The 20146-nt window shown below is 65.8% G+C and carries 17 protein-coding genes; 7 read left to right on the top strand and 10 right to left on the bottom strand.

Features of this window, described 5'->3' with window-relative positions; genetic code table 11:
- Window positions 1–64: 64 nt before the first annotated feature.
- From DOM32_RS02525 to DOM32_RS02510, 4 genes are read right to left on the bottom strand one after another with little or no spacing between them, the layout of a single operon-like run.
- Complete coding sequence (locus DOM32_RS02525) at window positions 65–1894, bottom strand: protein kinase domain-containing protein (protein WP_110630846.1); 1830 nt, start codon at window positions 1892–1894, stop codon at window positions 65–67.
- Window positions 1895–1910: 16 nt separating this feature from the next.
- The gene (locus DOM32_RS02520; RefSeq protein ID WP_110630844.1) at window positions 1911–3557 is read right to left on the bottom strand and encodes a dihydrolipoyllysine-residue acetyltransferase; all 1647 of its coding nucleotides are present in this window, start codon (window positions 3555–3557) and stop codon (window positions 1911–1913) included.
- Window positions 3558–3566: 9 nt separating this feature from the next.
- A complete protein-coding gene (locus DOM32_RS02515; RefSeq protein ID WP_110630843.1) occupies window positions 3567–4544 on the bottom strand; it encodes an alpha-ketoacid dehydrogenase subunit beta in 978 nt (325 codons plus the stop codon).
- On the bottom strand, window positions 4541–5749 hold the full coding sequence (locus tag DOM32_RS02510) for a thiamine pyrophosphate-dependent dehydrogenase E1 component subunit alpha (RefSeq protein ID WP_110630841.1): 1209 nt from the start codon (window positions 5747–5749) through the stop codon (window positions 4541–4543). Before DOM32_RS02510 ends, DOM32_RS02515 begins: the two co-directional genes overlap by 4 nt.
- Window positions 5750–6046: 297 nt before the next feature.
- Here DOM32_RS02510 and DOM32_RS02505 point away from each other — a divergent pair, with 297 nt between their 5' ends.
- The 6 genes from DOM32_RS02505 (at window position 6047) to DOM32_RS02480 (ending at window position 13111) form a co-directional block, all read left to right on the top strand.
- Window positions 6047–7231, top strand: a complete 1185-nt coding sequence (locus tag DOM32_RS02505; protein ID WP_110630839.1) for an acyl-CoA dehydrogenase family protein — start codon at window positions 6047–6049, stop codon at window positions 7229–7231.
- On the top strand, window positions 7228–8067 hold the full coding sequence (locus DOM32_RS02500) for an enoyl-CoA hydratase (RefSeq protein ID WP_110630837.1): 840 nt from the start codon (window positions 7228–7230) through the stop codon (window positions 8065–8067). Before DOM32_RS02505 ends, DOM32_RS02500 begins: the two co-directional genes overlap by 4 nt.
- Window positions 8064–9242 carry an enoyl-CoA hydratase/isomerase family protein gene (locus DOM32_RS02495; RefSeq protein ID WP_110630835.1) on the top strand — a complete coding sequence of 393 codons (1179 nt, stop codon included), beginning with the start codon at window positions 8064–8066 and terminating at the stop codon, window positions 9240–9242. Before DOM32_RS02500 ends, DOM32_RS02495 begins: the two co-directional genes overlap by 4 nt.
- Window positions 9229–10017 (top strand): SDR family NAD(P)-dependent oxidoreductase, encoded by a 789-nt coding sequence (locus tag DOM32_RS02490; RefSeq protein ID WP_110630833.1) that lies wholly within the window; start codon window positions 9229–9231, stop codon window positions 10015–10017. Before DOM32_RS02495 ends, DOM32_RS02490 begins: the two co-directional genes overlap by 14 nt.
- Window positions 10018–10058: 41 nt before the next feature.
- A complete protein-coding gene (locus DOM32_RS02485) occupies window positions 10059–11300 on the top strand; it encodes an acetyl-CoA C-acyltransferase (RefSeq protein ID WP_244179769.1) in 1242 nt (413 codons plus the stop codon).
- Between the two features lie 83 nt (window positions 11301–11383).
- Complete coding sequence (locus DOM32_RS02480) at window positions 11384–13111, top strand: AMP-binding protein (protein ID WP_110630831.1); 1728 nt, start codon at window positions 11384–11386, stop codon at window positions 13109–13111.
- Here DOM32_RS02480 and DOM32_RS02475 read toward each other — a convergent pair whose 3' ends face one another.
- Complete coding sequence (locus DOM32_RS02475) at window positions 13112–13537, bottom strand: hotdog fold thioesterase (RefSeq protein WP_110630829.1); 426 nt, start codon at window positions 13535–13537, stop codon at window positions 13112–13114.
- 225 nt (window positions 13538–13762) lie between these two features.
- On the opposite strand from DOM32_RS02475, the gene DOM32_RS02470 reads away from it, so the two are divergent.
- On the top strand, window positions 13763–14932 hold the full coding sequence (locus DOM32_RS02470) for an isovaleryl-CoA dehydrogenase (protein ID WP_110630827.1): 1170 nt from the start codon (window positions 13763–13765) through the stop codon (window positions 14930–14932).
- A 174-nt stretch (window positions 14933–15106) separates the two neighbouring features.
- On the opposite strand, the gene DOM32_RS02465 is transcribed toward DOM32_RS02470, so the two are convergent.
- From DOM32_RS02465 to DOM32_RS02445, 5 genes are all read right to left on the bottom strand, one after another.
- The gene (locus DOM32_RS02465; RefSeq protein ID WP_110630825.1) at window positions 15107–15934 is read right to left on the bottom strand and encodes a sulfurtransferase; all 828 of its coding nucleotides are present in this window, start codon (window positions 15932–15934) and stop codon (window positions 15107–15109) included.
- 129 nt (window positions 15935–16063) lie between these two features.
- Window positions 16064–18316 carry an ATP-dependent helicase gene (locus DOM32_RS02460; protein ID WP_110630823.1) on the bottom strand — a complete coding sequence of 751 codons (2253 nt, stop codon included), beginning with the start codon at window positions 18314–18316 and terminating at the stop codon, window positions 16064–16066.
- On the bottom strand, window positions 18313–18846 hold the full coding sequence (locus DOM32_RS02455) for a DUF1285 domain-containing protein (RefSeq protein ID WP_071233045.1): 534 nt from the start codon (window positions 18844–18846) through the stop codon (window positions 18313–18315). The genes DOM32_RS02460 and DOM32_RS02455 overlap by 4 nt, the downstream gene beginning before the upstream one ends.
- Window positions 18847–18902: 56 nt before the next feature.
- Window positions 18903–19709 (bottom strand): TatD family hydrolase, encoded by an 807-nt coding sequence (locus DOM32_RS02450; RefSeq protein ID WP_110630821.1) that lies wholly within the window; start codon window positions 19707–19709, stop codon window positions 18903–18905.
- Window positions 19710–19800: 91 nt separating this feature from the next.
- Window positions 19801–20136, bottom strand: a complete 336-nt coding sequence (locus DOM32_RS02445) for a PilZ domain-containing protein (protein WP_071233048.1) — start codon at window positions 20134–20136, stop codon at window positions 19801–19803.
- Between the last annotated feature and the right edge of the window lie 10 nt (window positions 20137–20146).

Below are 20146 nucleotides of genomic sequence, written 5' to 3'. Positions count from 1 at the left end.
AAAATCGTCCCCATAATGCAACGATAACGCATGAGCCACTGAGACGAGCGAGACTTCGGAAACCTCACGCACCGGTATCGGCCGGCCGTGAACGATGCGCGAAATGTCGTGTGTTCTTGTAGGGCATCTTCATGTAGCCGGACACGCCGAGCCCGTCGATCTGCGGCACCGCCGCCAGCAGCGTCTCCAGGCAGTCGCGGAACTCCTCCTCCCGGGCCGGATCAAGCAGGCGGTAGTAGCTATGGATCTTCAGGTGGGTCGGCAACGCCTCGAAGATGATCATGCCGGTGTGGTGGATGGCGTTGAGGCGCGACAGCGCCTCGATCATCACCGGCGGCAGGCGCAGGAACTCCTCGGGGTCCGGGCCGTCCTCGAAGTAGGAGTGCTCGCGGCTGGCATCCTCCAGCTCCGGCGTCGGGCTGACCTCGTAGGGAATGGCGCAGCCGGGATCGGGCACGAACGGCCGGGAAGCGTCGTCGCGATCGACATGCAGGGTGCGCCGGGCGTTGAACAGGCACGCCTTGAACACGCCATCACGACGGCGAATCGCCCGGGCCAGGGTGACCATGTTGTTCACCGCCGCGACGAAGGCCGTCCGCAGCGACGGTTCGTTGAGGCTCAGCGTGGTGTCGAATTCGACCCCCGCCTCGCTCCAGCGCACCGCCAGGCCGCCCACTACCGGATATTTGCCCAGCCGCCCCACCGCGACCAGAAAGGCCTTTTCGAGATCGCCCATGCCCTGCATGAAATGCTTGTAGTAGCGATCGAACTGGACGTCATTGATCGCGCTCAAGGTGTCGTCGCGGTCCCGTCCGCGCAGTGACGTGTCATGCAGGACATCCTCGCGCAGAAACGCCTTGCGCGAGCTGTAGACCACCGTCTCGATCTCCTGCTCCAGCGAGCGCACCCACACCGGCACCAGCGGGATTTCCGGCGCCGCCTGTGGTTCACGGATGATGGTGCGGGCGATGCGCGGCATATGCTCGAGAAAGTAGTCTCCGGCCCGACGGCGCAGCGCGGCGTCTTCGCTGAGCATGGCATCCAGCATCCGGGCGAACTCGACCGGCAGGCCCAGCGAGGTTGCCGGGATCGTCCCGTGGCCGAAGCGGCTGGACTGCGCGGTCGCCAGCGCATAGAGGGTCGCGGCGGCGCCCTGCTCATCGAAACGTGGCGACGACAACGCCCCGTTCAACTGTTCGTCGCCGATATAGTAGACATCGCCCATGCGAGCGTTGGTGTGCTGGAGATCGGCGGACATCAGCTCCATCACGTTACGCGACAGGAACTGGCCTTCGGCATCGAGCTGGGCGAAGACCGAGGAGCCCCAGTCGATCAGCGCGATCTGCTCGGTCCGCGCATCGAACATCAGATTCGAGGGTTTGATATCCCCGTGCACCACGAGTCGCCCCTCGGCGGACTCGCGGCGCAGCGTGCGCAGGATGTCCGCCAGCTGTGCCGCGATCCTGATCAACAGGCGTGGCGCCAGCCGTCCCTCGCGCAGCGAGAACTCCTCCAGGTTGATGCCCGGCGCGCGCGCCATCACCAGCATCGCCTGATGGCGCAGGGTGCGATAGGCGATCAGCCTGGGAACGCGGGGGTGATTCACCTGTTCGAGCATGAACGCCTCCTCCTCGAGGCGCTCATGAAACGACTGCGGCAGGTTCTGGCGCGTGAACTTGAACACGTGGCTGGCGCCGGCACCGTCGATGCCCGCGAAGACGAAGCCGTAGGCGCCCTTGCCGATCAGTTCGACCTCCCGATAGCCGACCTGGGCGAGCTGATGCCGACAGCGCTCGATCCACTCCCGCAGCTGTCTTGCCTGGCTCTGGCTGAGCAGATAGACCGACTGCTCCTCGGGAATGTAGAACTGCTGCAGCTCCGTCGGCTCGGTCATGAATATCCGCTCCGGCTCAGCGCAAATCTGCCAGCATCGTCTCCGGACCTTCCAGATACCCCTTCCAGCGATTGCAGAAACGCGCCATGGTGCCGCCATCCAGCACCCGATGATCGCCGGACCAGGTAACGGTCATGATCGACCGCGCCACCACGTTGCCGTCGGCATCGAAGCGCGGCAACCGCTGAACCCGGCCGAGCGCGACGATCGCCACCTCCGGCGCGTTGATGATCGGCATGGCGTAGGTGCCGCCGAGCACGCCGATGTTGGAGATGCTGATGGTGCCGCCCTTGAGATCGCCAGGTTCGACCCGCCCGTCGCGGGCCGCACGGGCCAGACGTTCCACCTCGCTCGCCACTTCGCGCAGGCTCAGCCGCTCGACGTGCTTGACGTTGGGCACCAGCAGGCCGCTGGCGCTGTCCACCGCCATGCCGATATGGCACGGGGTCTGATAGTGAATGGTGTCGGCTGCCGTATTGAGCCGGCAGTTGAGCAGCGGAAATTCCGCCACCGCCAGGGCCAGCGCCTTCATCAGCAGCGGCATCAGCGTCAGCCGTTCGCCGCGCGCCTCGAAATCGCCCTTGAGACGGTCCCGCAGCGCCAGCAGCTCGGTAACGTCGAACTCGTCGCCGTAAGCAAAATGCGGAATCGTGGACGCCGCTTCGCTCATTCGCCGTGCCATCACCGCACGCACACCGCGCAGCGGCTCGGTCCGCTCGTCGGAGGCAGCGTCCGGCACTGGCGTTCCACATCCCGGCGTTGCGGCTTCCGGCTGTGAATCCTGCGGCTTCGCACGGTGTTGTTCCTGGCGCATTTCCTGTTGCTGCTGAAATGCCAGCACGTCCTCCTTGAGCACCCGGCCATCCTTGCCGCTGCCGGGAATCTCCTCGAGACGCACGCCAAGCTCGCGCACCCGACGACGTACCGCCGGGCTCGCGGGGATGCGTCGCTGGCCGGCGCCGGACCTGCTCTCCGCTGCCGCACCGGCATCGGCCGAATCATGCCCCGCGTCGCCGTCGACGGCCCGAGGCACGTACGCGAACAGCGGCGCGTGGACTCTGGCGACCTCGTCGAGCTGGCAATACCGGCGCACCAGCCGGCCCGCTTCCGGCGCGGTAATCTCCATCACCGCCTTGTCGGTGCTGACCTCGACCACTGGCTGGTCTTCGGCGATCTCGTCGCCCTCCTCGACACGCCAGGCCACCACCTCGCACTCGACGATCCCTTCGCCCAGATCGGGCAGAATGAAATCCTTCGACGCCGCCGATTCTGTCTTGTCCGCATTCGGTGCGGGCGGCTGCGGCGCTTCGTCTTCGGGCGTGGCGGCGATCGGCTCGGGTGGCCGAGCGTCGTGATTGGATAGAGTGCCGGGGTCAGATCGGGCGTCATGGTCGGATCGAACGCCCGAGTCGGATTGAGTACCCTCGCTGACGCGCTCGATGGCAAACAGCGGCGCGTGAACCCGGGCCGTTTCGCCTTCGCGAACGTAGAGCCGCGTGACGCGCCCGGCCTCGGGGGCGGGGATCTCCACCAGCGCCTTGTCGGTGGTCACCTCGGCGACGGGCTGATCCTCGGCGATGATATCGCCCTCGCTGACCAGCCACTTCACCACTTCGCACTCGACGATGCCCTCGCCGATATCGGGCAGCAGGAAATCGCTCATCATCGCTCCTCAGAAGTCCATCGTGCGGTGGATGGCATCGAGCACCTTCAGCGGCCCCGGCATGTACTCCTTCTCGAGCGTCAGCGGGAACGGGGTATCCAACCCGGTAACCCGTTCGATCGGCGACTCCAGATAGAGGAAACAGCGGTTCTGGATGGTAGCGGCGATCTCGGCGGCAAATCCCCCGGTCAGCGGCGCCTCGTGGCTGACGATCAGGCGCCCGGTCTTGAACACCGACGCCGCCACCGTCTCGATATCCCACGGCACGATGGTTCGCAGGTCGATCAGCTCGCAGGAGACGCCTGCCTTCTCGGCCATCTCGGCGGCCTGTTCGATCACTTCCATCTGCGCGCCCCAGGCCAGCAGCGTGATATCGCTGCCCTCCTTGACGACTTCCGCCTGACGCAGCGGCAACTCGTAGTCGTCGTCCGGCACCTCGCCTACCGAGGCGCGATAGAGTCGCTTGGGCTCGAAGAAGATCACCGGATCCGGCGAGCGGATCGAGGCCAGCAGCAATCCCTTGGCCTGGTGCGGATTGCGCGGCACCACCACCGTCAGCCCCGGCGTGTGGGCGAAATACGCCTCCGGCGACTGGGAGTGATAATGGCCGCCGGCGATCCCGCCGCCGTAGGGCGCCCGCACGGTCAGGCCACCGACATCGAACAGGCTGCCGGAGCGATAGCGGAACTTGGCAGTCTCGTTCACCAGCTGATCGAAAGCGGGAAAGATATAGTCGGCGAACTGGATCTCGGCCACCGGCACCGAACCCTGGGCCGCCAGGCCGTTGGCGAAGCCGACGATGCCCTGCTCCACCAGCGGCGTATTGAAGCAGCGCTCGCGGCCGTACTTTTCCTGCAGATGGCTGGTGGCGCGGAACACGCCACCGAAAACGCCGACATCCTCGCCGAAGCAGAGCACGCGCTCGTCGACTGCCATGGCGGTATCCAGCGCGTTGTTGACGGCCTGGAGCAGATTCATCCGGCTCATGGCTGGCCCTCCGTCTCGGTGCTGCCATTAAGCCACGGCGCGCTTCTGGGATAGGCCTCGGGATGACGCCGAATATGCGCTTCCAGCGTTTCGAGCTGCTCGCGCAGCAGCGGGGGTGTCTCGGCATAGACATCGCTGACCAGTGTCTCGAGTGCCGGCGGGCGACGTTTTTCCGCCTGTTTCATGGTTTCCAGCACTTCGCGACGCAGCGACTCGGTCAGTTCGCGTTCTTCGTCTTCGTTCCACCAGCCGCGATCGAGCAGCCAGCGCTGCATCCGCCGCAGCGGGTCTTTCTTGTGCCACGCCTCCTCTTCCTTCTTGCTGCGGTAGCCGGACGGATCGTCGGAGGAGGAGTGGGCGGCCAGGCGATAGGTCATCGCCTCGATCAGCACCGGCTCGTTCTCCTCCACCGCCAGCCGTCGCGCCTCGCAGGTCGCCTCGTATACCGCCAGGATGTCGTTGCCATCGACGCGGATCGACTGCATGCGATAGCCGAAGGCGCGGGCGGCGACGCCGTCGCCGGCGAACTGCTCGGTGACCGGCGTGGAGATGGCGTAGCCGTTGTTCCGGCACAGGAAGATCACCGGCACCTTGTGCACCGACGCCATGTTGAGCGCGGCGTGAAAATCGCCTTCCGAGGCCGCGCCTTCGCCGAAGATCGTCAGCGTGCAGTGGCCCTTGCCGGCCAGCTTCTGGCCGTAGGCGTAGCCGGTGGCCTGGGGAATCTGGGTCGCCAGCGGCGAGGAGATCGTCAGATAGTGAAGATCCCGCGAACCGTAGTGGATCGGCATCTGGCGGCCGTGGGCGGTGTCGCGCTCGTTGCCGAACAGCTGGTTCATGAACTCGTCGGTGGTGAAGCCGCGATAGGCCAGCGCCCCCTGCTCGCGGTACTGGGCCATGATCATGTCGGCGTCGTCCAGCGCCGCCGTGCTGCCGATCACCGCCGCCTCCTCGCCGGTGCACTGCATGTAGAAGCTCAGCCGCCCCTGACGCTGGGCCGCCATCATGCGCTCGTCGAGCACCCGGGTATAAAGCATGGCGCGATAGATGCGCCGCGCGGTGGTTTCATCGAGAGAGGTCGACCCGGCATCCGCGTAGACGGTGCCATCGGGCTTGAGCAGGGTAAAGACAGGGATCTGGATGTCGTCGCCATTGGCAAAAACCGGCTTGTGAACGGGTTTTGCCGTGGATTGGGTCTTTTTCATCTGACTGTCCTGAGATCGATGACCGAGGTCCGAGCCGCCTCGTGAGCCGCCCTTTTTCCATGAATCGACAAATCGGGTCCATGAACCGACAAATCGGGAAACGACCGGTTTCGACAGCCGCCTCAACATGTGACCTTGACGTTAATGTCAACTTGCCGCCATCCGACCTTGGTCTTTCAGCCCTAGGTCCAATTGTCGTGGCGTCGATGCCATCGCTAGAACTGGACGACGGTGCGTGCCGCAGGCCCACAAGGCATGGCACGTCAAAGCGCCTTCAGCGATGGAAACCCCTGCGCCATGAATTTCGAACTCGACAACGACCAGCAGGCCTATCGGGAGGCGGCGCGTCGGTTTTCCCGGCAGGAATTGGCCCCCAACGCCGCCGAATGGGACGCCAACGGCGTCTTTCCCGTGGAAACGCTACGCCGCGCCGGCGACATGGGCTTCTGCGGGCTCTGCATCCCCGAGGCTCACGGTGGCCTGGGCCTGAGCCGGCTCGATGCCACCCTGATCATCGAGGAACTGGCCAGAGGTTGTACCGCCACCACCGCCTTCCTGACCATCCACAACATGGTCAACGGGATTCTGTCCCGCTACGCCACGGATGCCGTGCGTGAAGCCTGGCTGCCGGCCATGATCGCCGGCGAGAAGCTGGGCTCCTACTGCCTGACCGAACCCGGTGCCGGCTCCGACGCGGCAGCGCTGCGAACCCGCGCCCGCCGCGACGGCGACGGCGACGGCGATCACGCCAGTTACGTCATCGATGGCAGCAAGATGTTCATCTCCGGCGCCGGCAGCACCCAGCTGCTGGTGGTAATGGCACGCACCGGCGAGCCGGGCAGCGGCGCCGACGGCATCTCTGCCTTCGCCGTGCCGGCGGACAGCGCGGGCATCGAATACGGCAAGTCCGAAGAGAAGATGGGCTGGCGCAGCCAGCCGACCCGGGCGATCAGCTTCGACGGCGTGCGCGTGCCGGCAGACCACCGGCTGGGCGAGGAAGGCGAAGGCTTTCGGATCGCCATGCGAGCGCTGGATGGCGGTCGCATCAATATCGCCACCTGCTCCGTCGGCACGGCACAGGCCGCGCTGGAAACCGCCCACCGCTATCTCGAAACGCGAGAGCAGTTCGGCAGGCCGCTGGCCGATTTTCAGGCACTGCAGTTCAAGCTCGCCGACATGGCCACGCAGCTGGTCGCGGCACGCCAGATGGTGCGGCTGGCGGCGAGCAAACTGGATCGTGACGATCCCGACGCCGCGCTCTACTGCGCCATGGCCAAGCGCTTCGCCACCGACGAGGGCTTCACGATCTGCAACGACGCGCTGCAGCTGCATGGCGGCTACGGTTATCTGCGCGACTATCCGCTGGAGCGCCATGTTCGCGACTGCCGGGTCCATCAGATTCTCGAAGGCACCAACGAGATCATGCGCCTGGTGGTGGCGCGCCGGCTGCTCGCCAAGGACGATCTGGAGAATCTGTCATGACGATCGATCACGAATCTTCGCACGATGACGAGCATACCGGTCTGCGCCTGGAGCGGCGCGGTGCCGTGGCGCTGATCACCATCGACAATCCGCCGGCCAACACCTGGCACGAGGCATCGCTGGCGGCGCTGGAGCGTCACATCGAGACGCTCAATGCCGATGCCGGGAACCAGGCACTGGTGATCGTCGGTGCGGGCGAGAAGTTCTTCTCCGCCGGCGCCGATCTCAAGCGCTTCATCGACGGCGGCAAACCCGCCGCGCTGGAAATGGCGACGCGCTTCGGCCAGGCGTTCGAGACGCTGGGCGCCTATCGCGGCGTCAGTATCGCCGCGATCAACGGCTACGCCATGGGCGGCGGGCTCGAGTGCGCGCTGGCCTGCGACATCCGTATCGCCGAGCGTCAGGCGCAGCTGGCGCTGCCCGAAGCCAAGGTCGGCCTGCTGCCCTGCGCCGGCGGCACCCAGCATCTGCCCTGGCTGGTCGGCGAAGGCTGGGCCAAGCGCATGATTTTGTGCGGCGAGCGCATCGACGCCGCGCGCGCGCTCGCCATCGGGCTGGTGGAAGAGGTCGTCGATACCGGCGCGGCGCTGGACACCGCGCTCGAACTGGCCGAGCGCAGCACCCGGCAGAGCCCGGAGGCGCTGACCCGCTGCAAGCGCCTGATCATGAACGCCCGCCAGCAGGATCTGCCCAGCGGTTACCGGATGGAGCGCGAGCTGTTTCTGGAACTGTTCGATACCGACTCGCCCACCGAGGGTATCGGCGCCTTCCTCGACAAGCGCGAGCCGCGCTGGCGCTGCGATCCTGACTCGACACAGCGCGGGGAAGACTCATGAGCGATCAGGTCCGGTTCGATACGCTATCCACCGCCGACGGGTACCGGATCGGTGTCATCACGCTCGACGCGCCGAAGAGCCTGAATGCGCTCTCGCTCGGGATGATCGATGCGCTGCAGGCACGACTCGATGCCTGGGCGGCGGACGAGGCCATCGTGGCGGTGTGGCTGGAAGGCGCCGGCGACAAGGCCTTCTGCGCCGGCGGCGATGTGATCGCGCTGTATCGCGCCATCGTCGAAGGCAGGACGAACGCCGATCCCGAGGCCGTCGCGCACCGCAACGACGAGAGTTTCGTGGCCCGCTACTTCAGCCATGAATACCGGCTCGATCACGCCATTCACGGCTATCCCAAACCCGTCATCGCCTGGGGTGACGGTATCGTCATGGGCGGTGGTATCGGGTTGATGGCCGGCGCCTCCCATCGCGTGGTCACGCCGCGCGCTCAGCTGGCGATGCCGGAAATCACCATCGGCCTCTACCCCGACGTCGGCGCCAGCTGGTTTCTGAATCGCATGCCGGGGCGCAGCGGCCTGTTCCTGGGGCTGACCGGCGCGCGACTCAACGCCAGCGACGCACTGTTCGTCGGCCTGGCCGACCGTCTGATCGACGAGTCGCGGCGCGAGGCGGTGATCGACGGTCTGCTCCGGGCCGACTGGCGCGAGCCCGCTAGCGCCGTAGGCCAGGTGCTGCGCGAACACGCCAGCGCCAGCCGCACGCTCGCCCCAAACGGCGAGGTGGCACCGCGCCTGGATGCCATTGCCGCACTCACCGATGCCGATGACGACGCGACGCTGATTCGCCGGGTCATCGCCGCCGCCAGCGACGGCGACCCGTGGATCGCTCGCGCGGCGAAGAATCTGGCCGCCGGGTCGCCGCTTTCGGCCCGGCTGATCCTGCGTCAGTTGTCTCGCTGCCGACGGCTGTCGCTTTCCGAGGTGCTGCGCGAAGAGCTCGGCCTTTCGCTGGCCTGCGCCGCCCGTGGCGATCTCGCCGAAGGGGTGCGCGCGCTGCTGATCGACAAGGACAAGACCCCGGCCTGGCGCCATCGCCACGGCGAGGTGCCGGAAACCGATATCGCGGCCTGCTTCATTTCCCCGTGGGATCGCGATCGTCATCCCCTGCGCGATCTCGTCGATCGGCCAGCCGAGGAGGAACCGGCTCATGCAACTGGCTGAACGCACCTTCATCGTCACCGGCGGCGGCTCCGGGCTGGGCGCCGCCACGGCGCGGATGCTCGTCGATGCCGGCGCCAACGTCGCGCTGGTCGACCGAGACCTCGATACCGCCCGCCATCATGCCCGCACCCTCGGCAACACGGCGCTGGCCATTCAGGCCGACGTGACGCAGGAAGCCGATGGCGAGCGCGCGCTGGCCGAGACGCTCGAACGCTTCGGTGCGCTGCACGGTTTGATCAACTGCGCCGGTGTCGCGCCGGCGGAGAAGATCCACGGCAAGCGCGGCGTGCATGGTCTCGATAGCTTCCGCCGCACGATCGACATCAACCTGATCGGCACCTTCAACATGCTGCGGCTGGCGGTAGCGGCGATGCAGAAAAACCTCGCCGAAGGCGACACCCTGCCAAGAGAGGACGACGGTGAGCGCGGCGTGGTGATCAATACCGCCTCGGTGGCCGCGTTCGAGGGCCAGATCGGCCAGGCCGCCTATGCGGCCTCCAAGGCCGGCGTGGTCGGGATGACGCTGCCCGCCGCCCGCGAGCTGGCCTCGTCCGGCATCCGCGTCATGGCAATCGCCCCCGGCATCTTCGACACCGCGATGATGCAGGGCATGCCCGCCGAGGTCCGCGACGGCCTCAACGCCAAGGTGCCGTTCCCCAGGCGCATGGGCCACGCCGAGGAATATGCCGCGCTGGTGCGCCAGATTCTCGAAAATCGCTACCTCAACGGAGAGGTAATCAGGCTCGACGGCGGCATTCGCATGTCCGCTCAATAGAAAAGTGGCTGCGTTCGATCATATGACGCCAGGAAGCATCGATGAGTGACCATGCAGGCAACACCGGAGAGTCGACCATGAAATACGAAGACCCGATCGTGATCGTCGGCGCCAAACGCACGCCGATGGGGGCTTTCCAGGGCGCGCTCGGCGGCTTGAGCTGTCCGCAGTTGGGCGCGGCAGCGATCCGTGGCGCCCTCGAACAGTCCGGACTGGCGGCGGACGCCGTCGACGAGCTAGTCATCAATGAAGTGCTCATGGGCTGCGTGCTGCCGGCGGGCCTCGGCCAGGCGCCGGCCCGCCAGGCGGCACTCGGCGCAGGGCTCGCCGAGTCGACGCCCTGCACCACCGTCAACAAGATGTGCGGCTCCGGCATGAAGGCGATCATGCAGGCATTCGATGCGCTGCGCCTGGGTAGCGCCGAACATGCCATCGCCGGCGGCATGGAGAGCATGAGCAACGCCCCCTACCTGCTGCCCAAGGCCCGTGCCGGGCTGCGCATGGGGCATGCCCAGGTGCTCGATCACATGTTTCTCGATGGGCTCGAGGACGCCTACGAGCCGGGCCGGCTGATGGGCACCTACGCCGAAGAATGCGCCGAAGCGTTCGGCTTCACCCGCGAAGCCCAGGACGACTACGCCATCGCCTCGCTGACCCGGGCCAGACGGGCGATCGAATCCGGCGTGTTCGCCAGCGAGATCGTGGCGCTGGAAGCGCCGGCCGGGCGCGGTACGGACCGCGTCGAGCACGACGAGGCGCCGTACAAGGCCAATATCGACCGCATCGCGCAGTTGAAACCGGCCTTCCGCGACGGCGGCACGGTGACCGCCGCCAATGCCAGCTCGATCTCCGACGGTGCCGCGGCGCTGGTACTGATGCGCCAGCGCGAGGCCGAGCGGCTGGGGCTGACGCCGCTGGCCCGGCTCCACGGCCATGTCAGCCATGCCATGCGCCCCGGTGACTTCCCGGTCGCACCGATCCACGCCATCCGCAAGCTACACGAACGGCTCGGCTGGTCGCGGGAGAACGTCGATCTCTACGAGATCAACGAAGCCTTCGCGGTGGTGGCAATGGCAGCGATGCGTGAACTCGGCCTCGATCACGCACGGGTCAACGTTCACGGCGGCGCCTGCGCATTGGGCCATCCCATCGGCGCCTCTGGCGCGCGGATCGTGGTCACGCTGCTCAACGCGCTGGCGCATCACGGCATGGCGCGGGGTGTGGCGGCGATCTGCATCGGTGGTGGCGAGGCCACGGCCATCGGCATCGAACGGCTGACTTGAAACCATCCCTTTGAAACCACCACTTGAAACGATCCACTCGGCAGCACGCCCCGAATGGCGGCGCCCCTACCGGAGAAGCCAGCATGTCTGCAAGCGATGCCCCTGCGCACGGACGCCGTGCCAGTTATGTCAGCGGTACCAGCGATCTGCCCCTGATCGGCATGACCATCGGCGATTGTCTGGATGCCGCCGCCAGCGAATGCCCCGAGCGCGAAGCGCTGGTCAGTTGCCATCAGAACCTGCGCTATACCTATGCCGAATTGCGTGCAGAGGCCGACCGCATCGCCCGGGGGCTGATGGCGCTGGGCGTCGAGCGCGGCGACCGGGTCGGCATCTGGTCGCTCAATTGCGCCGAGTGGGCCATCACCCAGCTTGCCGCGGCCAAGCTCGGTGCGATCCTGGTCAACCTCAACCCCAGCTATCGCGCCCACGAGCTCAAACACGCGCTGACCCAATCCGGCCTTTCCACCCTGGTGTTGCAAGGCGCATACCGGGTCAGCGGCACGATCAAATCGCATTACGTCGACATTCTCTGCGAAATCGCGCCGGAACTGCGCGATCCGCCAAACGCTGGAGATCGGCTGCAGGCATGCGCAGCCCTGCCCCGGCTGAAGCATGTGATCTGCCTCGACGAGACATTCGCCACGCCCGGCATGTGGCGCTGGCCCGAGCTGCATACCCTCGCCGCCAACACACCGGTCGAACGCCTCGCCGAACGTCAGGCGGCGCTGCAGTTCGACGACCCGATCAATATCCAGTACACCTCCGGCACCACCGGCGCGCCCAAGGGCGTGACGCTGACCCATCACAACATTCTCAACAACGGCTACTTCGTCGGCGGCGGGATGAACCTGCAACCAGGCGAGCGCGTGGTGATTCCGGTTCCGCTGTATCACTGCTTCGGCATGGTGATGGGCAACCTGGCGTGTCTTTCCCATCGCGCTACCGCGATCTATCCCAACGACGGTTTCGATCCCGAGGCCACGCTGCGCGCCGTGGAAGCCGAACGGGCCCAGGCGCTCTATGGCGTGCCGACGATGTTCATCGCCGAGCTGGAGCATTCGCGCTTCGCCGAGTTCGATCTTTCCAGCCTGCGCACCGGCATCATGGCCGGTTCCAACTGCCCCATCGAAGTGATGAAGCGGGTGATCGAGCGCATGCACATGAAAGACGTCACCATCTGCTACGGCATGACCGAGACCAGCCCGGTCAGCCTGCAGACTCGCACCGACGCCCCGCTGGCCAAGCGGGTTTCCACCGTCGGCACCATCCATCCGCACCTGGAAGTGAAGATCGTCGACCCCGCCAGCGGCCGGATCGTGCCGCGCGGGGTCAGCGGCGAACTCTGCACCCGCGGCTACAGCGTCATGCTCGGCTACTGGAACGACGACGCCACGCATCAGGCGATCGACCCGCAGCGCTGGATGCACAGCGGCGACCTGGCGATGATGGACGACGACGGCTTCGTCGCCATCACCGGGCGCATCAAGGACATGATCATTCGCGGCGGCGAGAACCTCTATCCGCGCGAGATCGAGGAGTTTCTCTACACCCACCCGGCGATTTCCGATGCTCAGGTCTTCGGCGTGCCGGACCCGAAGTACGGCGAAGCGGTGGCGGTCTGGATCCGGCTGGTGGAAGGCGTGGAGCTCGACGAGGAAGCCATCCGCGATTACTGCCGCAATCGCATCGATCATCACAAGATCCCGCGCTATGTGCGCTTCGTGGATGAATTCCCCATGACCGTCAGTGGCAAGATCCAGAAATTCCGCATGCGGCAGTCCACCAGCCAGGAGCTGGGGTTGGAGTGATCACCCCCGATTGACCACCGCCATGGTCAACCGCGACATGCATACCAGCCGGCCGCGTTCGTCCTCGATGCGGATCTCCCACAGCTGCGTCGTGGCACCGATATGCAGCGGCCGGGCGCAGCCTTCGACCCAGCCCTGGCGCATCGCGCGGACGTGGTTGGCATTGATATCGAGCCCAACTGCCATCCTGTTCGGATCGGCGAGACACAGATTGGCGGCGATGCTGCCCAGCGTTTCCGCCAGCACCACCGAGCCGCCGCCGTGGAGCAGCCCATACGGTTGGCGGGTTCGGTCATCCACCGGCATGCGGCCACGCAGGCAATCCTCGCCCAGCTCGGTGAATTCGATACCGACGTGGCTGACCAGCGTGTTACGGCACTCGGCTTCGAGCGCTTCCAGCGATGACTCGCGTTTCCAGATCGACATAGGGGCCCCGGTTTTCCCAAGTAGAAGTGAACGTTTCCAGACGCCTGTCTTACCACATTGACGCTAACGTCAGTCCACTCGGATTGTTGGCCTCCAGAATGAGCGAATCCGGTTCGCCCATTCCGCCCTAGACCATGGTCGAGGGGCTATGGTCGCGCCCGCAATTTGACGTTAACGTTAACGTATCAATCAACATTGCTCGACTTCGTTCGCGAGGATTCCACCATGTACGCCCCCTATACCGAGCTCGATTTCGGTCTCGATGACACGCTCAACATGCTGCGCGAGCAGGTCAACGCCTTTGCCCGGGACGAGATCGCCCCGCGCGCGGCCCAGATCGACCACGACAACGCCTTCCCCAACGAGCTGTGGCGCAAGTTCGGCGACATGGGCCTGCTCGGCATCACCGTCGGCGAGGAAGACGGCGGCAGCGGCATGGGCTATCTGGCGCACTGCATCGCGATGGAGGAAATCTCGCGGGCCAGCGCCTCGGTGGGGCTCTCCTACGGCGCTCACGCCAATCTCTGCGTCAACCAGATCAAGCTCAACGGTAATGCGGAACAGAAGGCGAAGTACCTGCCCCGGCTGATCAGCGGCGAGCATGTCGGCGCGCTGGCGATGTCCGAGCCCGGTGCGGGGTCGGACGTGGTCTCGATGACGCTGCGCGCCGACAAGCGCGGCGACAGATACGTGCTCAACGGCAACAAGATGTGGATCACCAACGGCCCCGATGCCGACGTGCTGGTGGTCTACGCCAAGACCGACCCGGATGCCGGCGCCAAGGGCATCACCGCCTTTCTGATCGAGAAGGATTTCGCCGGTTTTTCCACCGCGCAGAAGCTCGACAAGCTGGGCATGCGTGGCTCCAACACCTGCGAGCTGGTGTTCACCGACTGTGAAGTGCCGGCGGAAAACGTGCTGGGCGAGGAGAACCGCGGCGTACGCGTGCTGATGAGCGGGCTCGATTACGAGCGCACCGTGCTCGCCGCCGCCCCAGTAGGCATCATGCAGGCGTGCCTGGACGTGGTGGTGCCCTACGTTCACGAGCGCAAGCAGTTCGGCCAGTCGATCGGCGAGTTCCAGCTGGTGCAGGGCAAGCTCGCCGACATGTACACCACCCTCAACGCCTGTCGCGCCTATCTGTATGCCGTCGCTGGTGCCTGCGACCGGGGCCGGGTCAGCCGCAAGGACGCCGCCGGCGTGATTCTCTACTGTGCCGAAAAAGCCACCCAGATGGCGCTCGACGCCATCCAGCTGCTCGGCGGCAACGGCTATATCAACGAATACCCCACCGGCCGCCTGCTGCGCGACGCCAAGCTCTACGAGATCGGCGCCGGCACGAGCGAAATACGGCGGATGTTGATTGGGCGCGAACTGTTCAACGAATCGGCTTGACCCCAGCCACGAGCCACGAGCCACGGGCTCCGGGCCACGAGCGGCTCGAAGCTCGAAGCTCGAAGCTCGAAGCTCGAAGACAGCATAAGCAAACCGCCCCACGGCAAGCACCTGGGGCGGTTTTTTCTTCCAGTTCAAAGCTTGTGACTTAAAGCTCCCGAGCGAAGCCCGGGCTTACTCGCCGGTCGCGATCGGCCTCGATGGGTCACGAATCCAGTCGCTCCAGGATCCCGCGTAAAGTCGCGGCAGCGGCAGACCCGCCACGGCATAGGCCAGGATATCGTGGCAGGCCGAGATGCCGGAGCCGCAGTATGCCGTCACCTTATCGGCCCCGGGCAACTCTTCCGCCAGCCGCTGGGGCGATTTGAAACGCCCATCCGCCTCGAGATTGGCGCTGCTGGGCCGACAGACTGCGCCGGGGATATGTCCCGCAACCGCATCGATGGGTTCCTCGTCGCCACGAAAGCGAGCTTCGCCTCGGGCATCGACCAGCAAGCCACCCTCTTCCAGCAGATCTCGTGCCGGGATGATCATCGTATCGTCGAAATCCGGCTGCCATCGGCTGATCAGCGGCGATATCGACTCATCCGTCGCCAGCTCGCCGCCAGCAACCTGCCAGGCGGGCAAGCCACCGTCGAGCACCCGCACATCGGGATGCCCCGCCCAGCAAGCCAGCATCCACCAGGCGCGAGCTGCCGATAGCTGCCCACCTCTATCGTCATAAACCACCACGGCGCGTTGCGGCTCGATGCCGAGACGTTGAATCGTCGTCGTAAAGACCTCACGAGACGGCAGCGGATGACGACCGCCATCGCCAGGCGGCTTCGAGAGATCCCGGTCCATATCCAGGTGGTAACTGCCAGGGATGTGCGATTCCTGCCAAAGCCGCTTTCCTGCCGCGGCGTCGTCCAAGCGGGCACGACAATCCAGCACCAGCGGCGGTCGATCGCCAGCCAGGCTTTGCCGCAGCTCCTCTGCCGTTACGAGCACGGATTCGTTCATCATTGCCTCCTTGGTGCTTTATCAGCCGAAACAGGTGTCGGTCGAGAAAGGTCGTCGATCGAGCAAAGTCGCTGTTGGCCGAATAAAATCGTGGCCGAGAAAGATCGTCGGTCGAAAGAGTCTGACCGATCAATGCCGTTTCGCCAGGGGCGCCCGCGCCGCGATCAGGCGACGTCGGCCGGCCGACTCGAAACGCACGTCGATGACCGGATTGGCTTCGTTGCCTTCGACCACCAGTACCTCACCGTCGCCGAAGCTGGCATGCCGCACTCGATCACCGACCTGCCAGCTCGCTCCGGATTTCGCCCCGCGTTCCGCGACGGGCGCTTCCGTCTCTCTGGCTCGCGGCACGAGGCCCCGTCCGACGTGCTCCAGCCCGACACGCTGCAGGTAGGCGCCGACCATGTCCGGCTCGCGAACCGCCACGGCGGCCTCGCTGCGCGCCTGGATCGCCTGGTCGATCCGACGGCAATCCTCCACCGCCGTCTCGTCGAGAAAGCGACTCGGCCGATGGTCGCCGCCATCCTGAACCAGCAGCAGCCGCTCTCGCGCCCGTGTGATCGCGACATAGTAAAGCCGCCGCTCTTCTTCCAGGCGCTCCGGCGACAGCGGATTGTCACGGCTGTAATGGGGAAAATCCTCCTCGTTGAGCCCCCATACCGCCACCAGCGGCCACTCGAGCCCTTTGGCGCCGTGTACCGTGCTGATCAAGACGCCATCGGGCCGGTTCTCCACCGGGTTGCGCAGCAGCTCGATGAAAGCCTCGGGATCGTTGGCCAGCTCGCCGGCCTGCTCGATCAGCACGTCGAGCAGACGCACGTCATCGTCCCCCTTCTCCCGCCGCGCTGCCGAGCGGCGCAGGACTTTCTCCGCATCGATGGCATCGACGACATGCTCGAGCAGCTTCGCCGGCGGCCAGGCGGATAGCTTGGGCAGTTCGCAGAGGAGCTGCCAGCGCCGCTTGAGATGGCGGCGCTGCCCCGGCTTGAGCCCCGCCAGGACCGGGGCCTCGCGCGCCGGCCATTGCTGCGTGCGTGCGAGCTCCTCGACCAGCCGACGCACGCGCTCCTGGGCGACGAATGTCGTCGGCTGCGAGAACAGCAGGACGAGATGGCCGGGATCGTGCAGCCGCTGCGGCTCACGGGCCAGCTGAAGATAGCCCGCCAAGGCCTGCACCAGCGGCAGCCGAAACACGAAGCGCTCTTCCTGTGCCAGCCGAAACGGTACGCCGGCCCGCAATAGCTGGAGCTGTACCGAGACCGACAGCGACCAGCTGCGCACCAGCACACAGGCTTCGTCGCTGCGCCGGCCATCGGCGTGCCAGCGCTGCAGCATCTCCAGCAACGCGCCAGCACCGACGCCCGTCCGCAGCCGTGTCAGTGGGTTGCCGGGCGCCGCCAGGCAGAGCTGATCCCAGCGTTGGCGATTGTTGCGAATCGCGTGGTTGGCGGCCAATGCCAGGGCGTGGCCGTGGCGGAAGGTGAAGGAGAGCGGATACTCGCTTGCCTGGCCGAACAGGCCGTCGAAGCGCGCCAGCATGGCGTCGGGCCGAGCGCCCCGCCACTCGTAGATACACTGGTTGGCATCACCGACGGCCATGACCTGCGCCTGATGACCGGCCAGGATCTTGAGCAGTCGCAGCTGGGCTTCGTTGATGTCCTGATATTCATCGACGATGACATGGCCCAGAAAGCCCTCGACCCGGCGCCGCGCCTCCGCATGGCGTTCCAGGCACTGCAGCGGCCGATAGAGCAGGTCCGCGTAGGTCATCGAAGCCGAGGCATCGAGCAGCGATTCCGCCACGTCGAAGGCCTCGATGAAGTGGCGCTCGCTGTCGGTATAGCCGAGCCGTTCGAAGAGCTCGGCGGGTGCCACCACTTCGGCCTTGACCAGATCGCAGAACTGGCCGAATGCCTCGAGCCGGTCCGCGTTCAGCGCTGCCTCGCGGGTCTCGCCATCGGCGGATTCCAGGCTCTGCATCACTGCCTGACGCAGCAGCCGCTCACGCTGCCAGTCGGCCTGCAGCAATTGGCGCGGCGGCAGATAGCCCCAGCGGGTCAGGCTCTGGGTCAGGCGGTGACCGATCGAATGGAAGGTACGCACCTCGGGCAAGACGACCTCGGCGGGCGCTTCTCGCACCAGCTTGGCCCGGAAGTCGTCCCGCGCCGCGCGGTTGAACATCAACACCAGGATGCGGCGCGGGTTTTCGCCATTGGCGAGCAGATGCAGCACCCGTCTGACCAGGGTCGTGGTCTTGCCGGCCCCGGCTACCGCCGCGACCCGCGCATGCCCTTCGCGATGACCGACCACGGCGCGCTGCTCGTCGGTCAGGCTGTCGGCGGTAGTATCCAAGGGCAGCGCCGCGTTCACCAGCTCGCTCATCTCGCACCGTCGTCGAGGCGGCCCAGCGGGTGCCACGCCCCGCCACTGTACAGCCCGAGCTCGTTGCCCTGCTGCTCGGCGAGCTCGATCCAGCGGTAGTACAGATTACGATGCAGCCGCGCCTGCAAACCGTGACGAACGGGCAGCGCCGGCAAGAGATCGCCATCCGGCGTCGCCAACAGTGACAGCCGGTGTGACACGTCCAGCGGTACGCGGTCACCGCAGGCAGTCACCGCGACCCAGTCGGCACCGGCCTGATCGGCATCCGTGACCCATAGCGGTAGATCCTCGACGCCGATACGCAGCTTCTCTCCCGGCGTCACCAGGTAATAGTCGCCGTCGGCCTCCCGCCGTAGCACGCGGCTGAGCAAGTTGACCAGCGCCGGCCGCCGGATCGGCGTGCCTTCGTGGACCCACTCGCCGTTGGCCGCGATGCGCAGATCCATTTCGCCGCAGAAAGGCGGATCCCACCGTTCGAGCGGCGGAATGGCTTGCGCATCGAGCTGTTGAAACAACGTGTCGAGTTTCATCGTGCCCCCGTATGACGATGCCCTCTCGCAGAGGGGCATCCATGCAGTGAACGTGCCTACACGAATGGATTGTCGGACTGGCCGCCGGGCGCGCAACCGGGAAACAGCTGATAGAAGTTGGCCCGCGTCTGCATCGCCACCTCGTCGACGGTAATGCCTCGCTCGCTCGCGATACATTCGGCGACTTCGACGACCCACTGCGGCTCGTTGGACTTGCCGCGATGGGGAACGGGGGCGAGAAACGGGCTGTCGGTCTCGATCAGCAACCGGTCCAGCGGCACCTGCCGGGCGACCTCGCGCAGGGCGCCGGCGCTGGCGAAGGTGACGATCCCGGACAACGAAATATAGAAGCCTGACCTGACCGCCTCCCGCGCCATGGCGAGATCCTCGGTAAAGCAGTGAAGCACGCCGCCCACCTTGGGGTCGACGTGTTCGCGAATCAGGTTCAGCGTTTCGTCGCGCGCCTCACGGGTATGGATCACCACCGGCAGCTCGAGTTCGCGAGCGGCGCGAAGGTGCGCAACGAAACGTTGCCGCTGGATGTCCCGCGGCACGCTGTCGTAGTGAAAATCGAGGCCGGTTTCGCCGATGGCGACCGCCCCGTAACGATCGGCACACGCCTGGATCGCTTCGCTGTCCGGCTCCGCCGACACCTCATGCAAGGGATGCAAGCCGACACTGATATCGACATCGTCATGCTGCCGCGCGATCTCCGCCAGGTTCGGAACCCCTTCCAACGATGTCGCAATCGCCAGGAAACGATGGACACCACGGCCGCGTGCAGCCTCCAGGGCCAGGTTGAGGTCGCCTTCGTAGGGCGACAGGTCGAGGCGATCGAGATGACAGTGAGAATCGACGAACATGCGAATTCCAGGTAGAGAATGACAAACATGGCGCCCGGCATGGCACGAGCATGGCGAGCAGACCACTCATGCCGACAAACCGAAAGCGCCGTCACAGGGTATGACTGAGCGACTCCCCTCGTCCGGGAGAAGATGCCAGCCGCGCCTCGATACGTTCACGCAGCGCCTGATCCTCGGCACTGAAATGAACCCCGATGCCGGCAACGCGTTGCCCGGCGCCGGTCGGCGTCAGCCATACGACCTCTCCGGCGACGGGGAAGCGCTCGCTCTCGCCGGGCAATGTCACCAGCAGATAGACGGACTGGCCAATCCGATAGTCCTGCTCGGTCGGCACGAACAACCCGCCATGCTTGAGCCACGACATATAGGCGCTACGCAGAGTCTCATCGTCGCGGATGGTCAACGACAGGGCCTTCTGGGCATTCATCAGCTTTCAC

Origin of the sequence: Salinicola salarius (assembly GCF_003206135.1) — a bacterium.
In the GTDB taxonomy this organism is placed as follows: Bacteria; Pseudomonadota; Gammaproteobacteria; order Pseudomonadales; family Halomonadaceae; genus Salinicola; species Salinicola salarius.
The sequence above is the reverse complement of the archived record's forward strand: the minus strand, read 5'-3'. Positions and strand labels throughout refer to the sequence as shown.